1 pseudogene is annotated in these 10388 nt (G+C 71.6%); it reads right to left on the bottom strand.

The features are described 5' to 3' along the window. Window positions 1-10333, bottom strand: a pseudogene (locus LXN57_RS42065) (SDR family NAD(P)-dependent oxidoreductase); the annotation flags it as partial. Between the last annotated feature and the right edge of the window lie 55 nt (window positions 10334-10388).

Below are 10388 nucleotides of genomic sequence, written 5' to 3'. Positions count from 1 at the left end.
CGTCCGCCCCGTCCGCGAACGCCTTGCAACGACCGTCCGCGGCAAGCCCGCGCTGCCGGGAGAACCCGACGAACGTGTTGGGCGTGGCCATCACGGTGACGCCGCCGGCCAGAGCCGATTCGCATTCGCCGGACCGGATTGCCTGCGCGGCCAGGTGCAGCGCGACCAGCGACGAGGAGCAGGCCGTGTCGACGGTTACGGCCGGGCCCTCCAGACCGAACGTGTACGCGACCCGGCCCGAGGCGACGCTGCCGGAACTGCCGGTGCTGAGGAAGCCCTCGACGCCGGGTGGCACCTCGGCGGTCTGGGAGCCGTAGTCGTGGTACATGACGCCGGCGAACACGCCGATGCTCCGGCCGCGCAGCGAGAGCGGGTCGATACCCGCACGCTCGAACGCCTCCCAGCTCGTCTCGAGGAGCAGGCGCTGCTGCGGGTCCATCGCGAGGGCCTCGCGCGGGGAGATACCGAACAGCCCCGGATCGAAGTCGCCGGCGTCGTGCAGGAACCCACCCTCGCGGGTGTACGTGGTGCCGGGGTGGTCCGGGTCCGGGTGAAAGAGGTTGTCCACATCCCAGCCGCGGTCGGCCGGGAACGGGCCCACGCCGTCGCGGCCGGCGGCGACCAGGTTCCACAGGTCATCGGGTGAGGTCACGCCGCCCGGGTACCGACACGCCATGCCGACGATCGCGATCGGCTCGTCGGTAGCCGTCCGGGTCGCGGTGGCCGGGCTCCGCTCGACGGCGCCGAACAGCTCGCCGGACAGGAACGCGGCCAGCGCGTCAGCGTTCGGATAGTCGAACACCAATGTCGACGAAAGGCGCAGGTCCGTCGCGGCGGCCAGGCGGTTGCGCAGCTCGACCGCGGTCAGTGAATCGAAGCCGAGATCGGTGAACGCGCGCCCCGGGTCGAGCTGGTCTGGCGAGGCGTAACCGAGGACACCGGTGACGTGGGTGGTGACGAGGGCCAGTAGGGCGCGGTCGCGTTCCGGAGCGGACAGGGCGGCGAGACGCTGGGCGAGCGGCCGGTCCCGGCTGGGTGCGATGGACCGTACGGGAACGAGGCCGGACAGCATCGGGGGCACGAAGTCGGCCTTGCGCAAGGCCGCGGTGTCCACGCCCAGCGCGGCGATGGACGGCCGGCCCATCGCGACGGCCGCGTCGAACGCGGCCAGGCCCTCGTCCGCGCTCAGCGGGACGATTCCGCCGCGGCGCATCCGCTCACGGTCTGTCCGGGCGAGCGACTCCCCCATGCCCGCGTCCCACAGCCCCCAGGCGATGCTCGTCGCCGGTATGCCCTCGCTTTGGAGTTCCTCGGCGTACGCGTCGAGGAACACGTTCGCGGCGGCGTAGTTCGCCTGACCGGCGTTGCCGAAGATGCCGGCCGCTGACGAGAACAGCACGAACGCGCTCAGCTGATGGTCGCGCGTGGCGGCAGCCAGGTTGCGGGCAGCACCGACCTTGGCCCTGAAGACGGTCTCGAGCCGGGCCGGCGTCAGGTCGCCGATCAGGCCGTCGTCCAGAACGCCCGCGGCGTGGATCACCGCGGTGACCCTCTGGTTTTCGAACGCCGCGTTGACCGCCGCCGGGTCGGACAAATCGCAGGCGACAGCTGTTGCGCCCGCAATGTCGAGCGTACCGCCCGAGCGAGACAACAACAGCAGCTTGCGTACGCCGTGAGCCTCGACAAGGTGGCGGGCGATCAGGCCACCGAGGGTTCCGGTCGCGCCAGTGACCACCACAGTGCCGTCGCCGAAGCGCCGCGCTCCCGTCTGGCCCGAACCGTCGTCCGACGCGGCCTCAGGCCGGACGCGGGTCAAGCGCGGGACCAGCACCTTCCCGTCACGGACCTTGACCTGCGGCAACTCGTAAATCAGTGGATCTTCCGGGGTCGGCCACCCACCCCCCACCCGCCCAGGGGAAGAGACAGCATCGGAATCGAAATCGTCGAGCAGAAAGTACCTACCGGGCTGTTCGGACTGCGCCGACCGGACCAACCCCCACAGAGCAGCACCATCCGGATCGTCCAGCGGCGCCCGCACGACCAGACGATCGCCCTCGAATTTCTGCAGCAGGGCGAGCAAAGCGGCGCAACGGTCGAACGCCGCACCGGGCGCGCTCGCGTCGACCAGCACGGTGCCGGAAGTCGGAGCTTCTTCGCCCAGGGTGATCACCGCATCCGGGGCGACGCCCACGGCCTCCTGCGGCACCCAGTCGAGGGCGAACAGCAGCCGGTCCGCGGAGGATGGGCGGGCGGCGTCGGTGAGAGGGCGCAGGCTCAGGCCGTCGATGTGGGCCACGGGCAGGCCGGTCTGGTCGGCCAGCAACAGGCTTACGGAATCGGCCTCTGCCGTCAGACGGACGCGCACCATGGCCGTCGGCTCGCCGAGCAGCCGTACGCCGGTGAACGCGAACGGGAGTCGCGCCCCCTCGGATTCGGGCAGCAGACCGCCCAGGCCGAGCGCGTGCAGCGCCGAGTCGAGCAACGCCGGATGCAGCCCGAAGCCGTCGCCCGGCTCGTCGACGGCCACCTCGGCGTACACGGAACCGGCCGACCGCCAGGCCCGCCGCAGCCCCCGGAAGGCCGGACCGTAGCCCAGGCCCACCTCGGCGAACGCCTCATAAAGGCCGTCCAGGTCGGCCTCCCGTGCTTCGGTGGGTGGCCAGGCGATGAGGTCGTCGGTGTCCTCGGCGGACGAGGCTGCGAGGTGGCCGGTCGCGTGCAGCGTCCAGTCGCTGTCGTCGTCGGGGCGGGCGTGGATGGTGACCGGCCGCCGGTTGTCCCCGTCGGAGGCGCCGGCCGTGGTGCGGATCCGGGTGGGCAGGGTCAGCGGCGCCTGCAGAACCAGCTCGTCCAGCACGGGGTGGCCGATGCGCGCGCCGGCGGCCATGGCCATCTCGACGAGGGCGGCGCCGGGGACGACTACGTCGCCGAGGACGGTGTGGTCGGCCAGCCACGGGTGGGTGGTGGCCGAAAGGTGGCCGGTCAGCACGGTCTCGGTGGCGCCGGGCAGGGTGATCTCGGCGCCGAGGAGCGGGTGGCCGGTGTCGGTGAGTCCCAGGCCGGCGGCGTCGGCGGCGGCCCGGTTGCGGCGGCGGGGCCAGAAGCTCTGGTGGTCGAACGCATAACCGGGCAGGTCGAGCAGGGCGCCGCCACCGAGTACGGCGGTCCAGTCGACGGTCTGACCATGAACCCACAGGTCGGCGACGGCGGCGAGGAGCGCTTCGACCTCGTCGCGGTCGCGCCGTAGGGCGGCCACCGCATCGGGAATCGTCGTGGCCAGCACAGTGTCCGGGCCAAGCTCGAGCACCCGGCCCGCGTCAAGGTCGACGTCGGCCCACCGCACCGTGGCGCGCACCTGCGCCACCCAGTACTCGGGATCGGTCCAGTCGGCCCCGCCGCCCGTCACCGACGACACGATCGAGATCGTCGGCTCGGCGAACGTCAACGTCTCGACGACCCTGCGGAAGTCGTCGAGCATCGGCTCCATCAACCGCGAGTGGAACGCATGGCTCGTCCGCAGCCGTGTTGACTTCCAACCGTGCTCGGCGACCTTCGCCACCTGCGCGGCCGGCCCAGCAACGACAACCGCCTCCGGACCGTTGACCGCCGCGATGTCCAGATCGGGAAAAGCGGAGTGGATATCCGCTTCGGAAGCACGCACCGCCAGCATCGCGCCACCGGCAGGCAACGCCTGCATCAGCTGCGCCCGAGCCGAGATCAACCTCGCGGCGTCCTCGAGTGACAAAACCCCGGCCGCGTACGCCGCAGTGACCTCACCGATCGAATGACCCGCCACCACATCCGGAGTCAGACCCCACGACCGTACGAGCGCAAGCAACGCCACCTCGACCGCGAAGATCGCCGGCTGCGCCCACCCAGTCTGGTCCACACCCAGATCCGGGATGCCGAGCAGCGCGGCAACATGGTCGTACGCCGCCGCGTAGGCCGGGAACGTCTCGTAGAGCTGCCGGCCCATGTCGAGCCGCTGCGAGCCCTGGCCGGTGAACACGAACGCGAGCCGGCCGGGCCGTGGGGAACCAGTCACGAGCGTCTCGTCCGGCCGCAGCACCGCACGCCGCGGCAACGGCGTCCGGCGCGCGAGCGTCCAGGCGATGTCGGTCGTCGACGCTTCCGGATGGGCGATCCGGTACGCGCGAAGGCGTTCGAGCTGACCGGTCAAAGCCGATTCGGTGGCCGCGCTGACCACCAGCGGCACAACTGGAGCAGTCGGCGGCGTAGTCGTCGCCGGGTCGGGTGCTTCGAGGATGACGTGCGCGTTGGTGCCGCTGATGCCGAACGATGAGACCGCAGCGCGGCGCTTATGCGAGGCCGGCCAGTCCCGCGCCGCTGTGAGCAGTTCGACCGCGCCGGCCGTCCAGTCGACATGCGTAGACGGCTGGTCGACATGCAGCGTCGCGGGCAGGACGCCGTACCGCATGGCCTGGACCATCTTGATGATGCCCGCGACACCGGCCGCGGCCTGGGTGTGGCCCAGATTCGACTTGACGGAGCCGAGCCACAACGGCTCGTCCCGGTCTTGTCCGTAGGTGGCGAGCAGCGCCTGGGCCTCGATCGGGTCGCCGAGCGACGTACCGGTGCCGTGCGCCTCGACCACGTCGACATCGGATGTCGTCAGCCCGGCGGCGTCGAGTGCGGCCCGGATGACCCGTTGTTGCGACGGACCGTTCGGGGCGGTCAGCCCGTTGGAGGCGCCATCCTGGTTGATGGCGCTCCCCCGTACGACGGCGAGCACCCGGTGGCCGAGGCGTTCCGCGTCGGCCAGCCGCTCGACCAGCAGCATGCCGGCGCCCTCGGCCCAGCCCGTGCCGTCGGCACCCTCGGCGAACGCCTTGCACCGGCCGTCGGCGGCCAGCCCACGCTGCCGGGAGAACCCGATGAAGGTGCCCGGGGTGGCCATCACCGTCACGCCACCCGCGAGAGCCGAGTCGCACTCGCCGTTGCGTAGCGCCTGCACGGCGAGGTGCAAGGCAACAAGCGAGGACGAACACGCTGTGTCCACGGTGATGGCCGGACCTTCCAGCCCGTACGTGTAGGAGACCCGGCCCGAGGCGATGCTCCCGCCCGTACCCATGAAGCCTTCGACCTGCGCCTCGGCCTGCTCCAGCACCGTTGCGTAATCGCCGTACATGACACCGGTGAACACGCCCGTCCGCGAGCCCCGCAGCCCACGCGGATCGATGCCGGCGTTCTCGAAGGCCTCCCACGAGGTTTCGAGCAGCAGCCGGTGTTGCGGGTCCATGGCGAGCGCCTCACGCGGCGAGATGCCGAACAGCGCGGGGTCGAACTCGGCGGCGTCGTAGAGAAAGCCGCCGCCACGGGCGTACGTAGTGCCGGGGTGGTCGGGATCGGGGTGGTAGAGCCGCTCCAGGTCCCAGTCGCGGTCGGCCGGGAACGGGCCGATCGCGTCGCGGCCCTCGGACACCAGCCGCCACAGGTCGTCCGGGTTGTGGATCCCGCCGGGGTAACGACACGCCATGCCGACGATCGCGATGGGCTCATCCACCCGGATGGCACTGCGTGTCGTCACCGCGTCCGGGGTGTCGGCGCCGGCCAGTTCCGTGCCGACCTGCACGGCCAGCGCGGCCGCGTTCGGATAGTCGAACACCAGGGTGGACGGCAGCCGCAGCCCGGTCGCGGCGGCGAGCCGGTTGCGCAGTTCAACGGCGGTCAGCGAGTCGAAGCCGAGCTCGCTGAACGCGCGGGACGGATCGACGTCGTCGGCGCGGCCGTAGCCGAGCACATCGGCCACCTGCGACCGCACCAACCCGAGCAGAGCGGCAACGCGCTGGTCGCCGGGCAGGTCGGCCAGGCGGCGACCCAGGGTGGTGCCGGCGTTCTGGCGGGCTGGGGCGCGCACCAGACTCCGCAGCAGTTCGGGCGCGCCGGTGGCCTCCCTAAGCGCGGAGGTGTCGACTGAGATCGGCACGACGAGGGGCAGTCCGGTGGCGACCGCGGCGTCGAAGGCGGCCAGGCCCTGCTCGCCCGTCAGCGGAAGAACGCCGCCGCGGCGCATCCTGGCCCGGCCGGACTCGCCGAGGCTCTCCCCCATGCCCGCGTCCCACAGCCCCCACGCGAGAGAGGTGGCCGGGATGTTGTCGCGGCGAAGTTCCGCGGCGTACGCGTCAAGGAAGGCGTTGGCGGCCGAGTAGTTGCCCTGCCCCGCGTTGCCGAAAACGCCGGCCGCCGACGAGAACAACACAAACGCGCTCAGCCGATGGCCGCGCGTCGCGGCGGCCAGGTTCCGGGCGGCGTCGACCTTCACCCTGTAGACCGTCTCGAGCCGGGCCGGGGTCAAGTCACCGATCAGCCCATCGTCGAGGACCCCGGCCGCGTGAATGACCGCGGTGATCCGCTGGTTGGCGAGTGCTGCGTTGACCGCTTCCGGATCGGACACATCGCAAGCGACGGCCGTGGCGCCCTCGATGTCCAGCGTGCCGCCCGACCGCGACAGCAACAGCAGCTTGCGTACGCCGTGCGTTTCGACCAGGTGGCGGGCGATCAGGCCACCCAGCGTGCCGGTCGCCCCGGCGACGACCACCGTGCCGTCGCCGAAGTCGGGGGTGCCGGTCGACTGCACCCGAGTCAGGCGCGGGACCAGCACTTTCCCGTCACGGATCTTGACCTGCGGCAACTCGTAAACGTGCTGATCTTCCGGGGTCGGCCACCCACCCCCCGCCCGCCCAGGGTAAAAGACAGTAGCGCTTTCGAAATCGTCCAGCAGAAAGTACCTACCGGGCTGTTCGGACTGCGCCGACCGGACCAAACCCCACAGAGCAGCACCATCCGGGTCGTCAAGCGGGGCTCGCACGACCAGACGATCGCCGTCGAATTTCTGCAGCAGGGCGAGCAAAGCGGCGGAACGGTCGAACGCCGTACCAGCCGCACTCGCATCCACCAGCACCGTGCCACTGGCCGGAGCCTCGTCGCCGAGGGAGATCACCGCGTCCGGCACGAAGCCATTCGCTTCCTGCAGCACCCATTCCACGGCGAACAGCAGGCCGTTGGCCTGGCTGGGAGTGGCCGCCGGCCGCAAGCGCAACTCGTCCACCGTGGCCACCGGCAGGCCCGCGCCGTCGGCGACCAGCAGACGGATCGCGTCGGCGCCGGGCTCGCGGGTCAGCCGTACGCGCAATTCGGCGGCGGCGGTGCCGGTGAGCCTAGCTCCGCTGAAGGAGAACGGCAGCCGTACGCCCTCGTCGGGGAACATGCCGGCGGCGCCGATCGCATGCAGCGCCGCGTCGAGCAGCGCCGGGTGCACGCCGAACCCGTCGGTCACTCGGTCGATCGCCACCTCGGCGAAGACGGTCGCGCCGGCCCGCCACGCCCGCCGCAGGCCCTGGAACGCCGGCCCGTAACGGAGCCCGGCCTCGTCCAGTCCGGCGTAGAGGCCGTCGAGGGTGAGCTCGTCGGCGCCGGGCGGCGGCCACGCGACCAGGCTCAGGTCGGGCTCGAGGGCTTCGAGTGGAACCAGGCGACCCTCGGCGTGCAAGGTCCACTCGTCGGCGTCCTCGGGCTGGGCGTGCACGGTCACAGCCCCGTCGACGCCCACGCGCACCTGCAAGCGGAGGCCGCCGTGGGAAGGGACGGCCAGTGGTTCGCGCAGGATCAGCTCGTCGATGGCGGCCAGGCCCGCCCGGCGGCCGGCGGCGAGCACGAGGTCGAGCAGGGCCGTCCCGGGGACGAGCGTGGCGCCGAAGACCTCGTGGTCGGCGAGCCACGCGGGCGTGCCGGCGGAGAGCCGGCCGGTGAGCAGCGCGCCGCCACTGTCGGCGAGCAACATGGCGGCGCCGAGCATCGGGTGGTCGGTGGCGAGCAGGCCGGCGGTGGTCACGTCACCGGTGTCGGCGGCGTTGTCGAGCCAGTAGCGCTGGTGCGCGAACGGGTAGGTCGGCAGGTCGACCGGCCGGCCGGTGCCCAGCACGGCCCGCCAGTCGACGTGCTGTCCGCGTACGAAGAGGGTGGCGACCGCGGTCAGCAGGGTGGCCGGCTCGTCGCGGCCGCGCCGCATCGCCGCCACCGCGTCCGGGATCATCGCCGCCAGCACGGCGTCGGGGCCGAGTTCGAGCACCCGGTCGGCGTCGAGCTCGACGTCGTCCCAGCGCACCGTTGCGCGGACGTGCGTGACCCAGTACCCGGGGTTCGTCCAGTCGGCCTGGATCGGCATGGTGGGCTCGCGGAACGTCAGGGTTTCCACGACGGCGCGGAAGTCGGCCAGCATCGGTTCCATCAGCCGCGAGTGGAAGGCGTGACTGGTCCGCAGCCGGGTGGTCTTCCACCCGTGCCCGGCGACCCTGTCCAGCAAGTCGATCGGCCCGGCGACCACCACCGCGTCCGGCCCGTTGACCGCAGCGATGTCCAGGTCGGGAAAGGCGGAGTGGACATCCGCTTCGCTGGCGCGCACTGCCAACATGCCGCCACCGGCCGGCAGGGCCTGCATCAACCGGCCGCGTGCCGAGATCAGTTTCGCCGCGTCTTCCAGGGAGAAGACCCCGGCGGCGTACGCGGCTACGACCTCACCGATCGAGTGGCCCGCCACGACATCCGGAGTCAGACCCCACGACCGTACGAGAGCAAGCAACGCCACCTCGACCGCGAAGATGGACGGCTGCGCCCACCCGGTCTGATCCACGTCCAAGTCAGGGATGTCCAACAGCGCGCGGACGGAATCGTAGGCCGCGGCATAAACCGGGAACGTGTCGTACAACTGGCGGCCCATGTCGAGGCGCTGCGAACCCTGACCGGTGAACACGAACGCCAGCCGGCCCTCGGCGGCCACGCCTCGGACGACCGTGTCGCCCAGCAGCACGGCCCGGCGGTCCAGCACCGCCCGCGACACCAGGGCCGCGCCGATATCGGCCGGGTCGGCTTCCACACCCCGTACGCGAGAGATCTGGGCCTCGAGCGACGCCTCGGACCGGGCCGTAACCACCAGCGGAACAACCGGCAGGGACGCTGTCGAACGGGGGTGAGGATCGGAAGCGGGCGCCTGCTCGAGGATGACGTGGGCGTTGGTGCCGCTGATGCCGAACGACGACACCGCCGCCCGCCGCGTCGGGGACGCCGGCCACTCCCGGGCCGACGTGAGCAGCTCGATCGATCCGGCTGTCCAGTCCACCTGCGGCGACGGCTCGTCGACATGCAAGGTCATCGGCAGCACGCCGTGCCGCATGGCCTCGACCATCTTGATGATGCCGGCGACACCGGCCGCGGCCTGGGTGTGCCCGATGTTCGACTTGACCGAGCCCAGCCACAGCGGTCTTTCCCGGTCCTGGCCGTAGGTGGCGAGCAGCGCCTGCGCCTCGATCGGGTCGCCCAGCCGGGTTCCGGTGCCGTGCGCCTCGACCACGTCCACATCGGACGTCGTCAGCCCCGCCGACGCAAGTGCGGCCCGGATCACCCGCTGCTGCGAGGGTCCGTTGGGTGCGGTGAGACCGCTGGAGGCCCCGTCCTGGTTGACCGCCGAACCGCGGATGACGGCGAGGATCGGGTGCCCGTTGCGCTGGGCGTCGGAGAGCCGTTCGAGCAGCAGCAGCCCGACGCCCTCACCCCAGCCGGTGCCGTCGGCCGCGGCGGCGAACGACTTGCACCGGCCGTCGGCGGCCAGCCCACCCTGCCGGCTGAACTCGACGAACGTGCCCGGGGTGGCCATCACGGTGACGCCGCCGGCCAGGGCCAGATCGCATTCCCCGTTGCGCAGCGCCTGCCCGGCCAGGTGCATGGCCACCAGCGACGAGGAGCACGCCGTGTCGATGGTGACAGCCGGGCCTTCCAAACCGAACGTGTACGCGATCCGGCCCGACGCGACGCTGCCGGAGTTTCCGTTGCCGAGGTAGCCGGCAACGCCCTCGGGCACATCCAGCGGCCGGCTGCCGTAGTCGTGGTACATGACGCCGGCGAACACACCCGTACGCGGAAAGGCCGACGCCGTCGGGTCGAGCCCGGCCCGCTCGAAGGCCTCCCAGGTGGTTTCGAGCAGAAGCCGTTGCTGCGGGTCCATGGCGAGGGCCTCGCGCGGGCTGATCCCGAACAGGTCGGCGTCGAACCCGGCCGCGTCGTGCAGGAAGCCGCCCTCGAGTCGCGCCTGCTGGTCGAGCCGGCCGGACTCGTGGTCGTAGAGGCCGTCGACGTCCCAGCCGCGGTCGCCCGGCATGGCCCCGATCGCGTCGGCGCCCGAGTCGACGAGCCGCCACAGATCCTCGGGGCCTGCCACGCCGCCCGGGTAGCGGCAGCTCATCGCGATGATGGCGAGTGGCTCGCCCGCCTTGTGCTCGAGCTCCTCGATGCGGCGCCGGGCGGCCCGCAGATCGCCGGTCGCGCGCTTGAGGTAGGCCAGGTACTTCTCGCTGTCCTGGGCGTCGGACATGGCG

Origin of the sequence: Paractinoplanes hotanensis, assembly GCF_023717965.1 — a bacterium.
Classification (GTDB): domain Bacteria; phylum Actinomycetota; class Actinomycetes; order Mycobacteriales; family Micromonosporaceae; genus Actinoplanes; species Actinoplanes polyasparticus.
The sequence above is the reverse complement of the archived record's forward strand: the minus strand, read 5'-3'. Positions and strand labels throughout refer to the sequence as shown.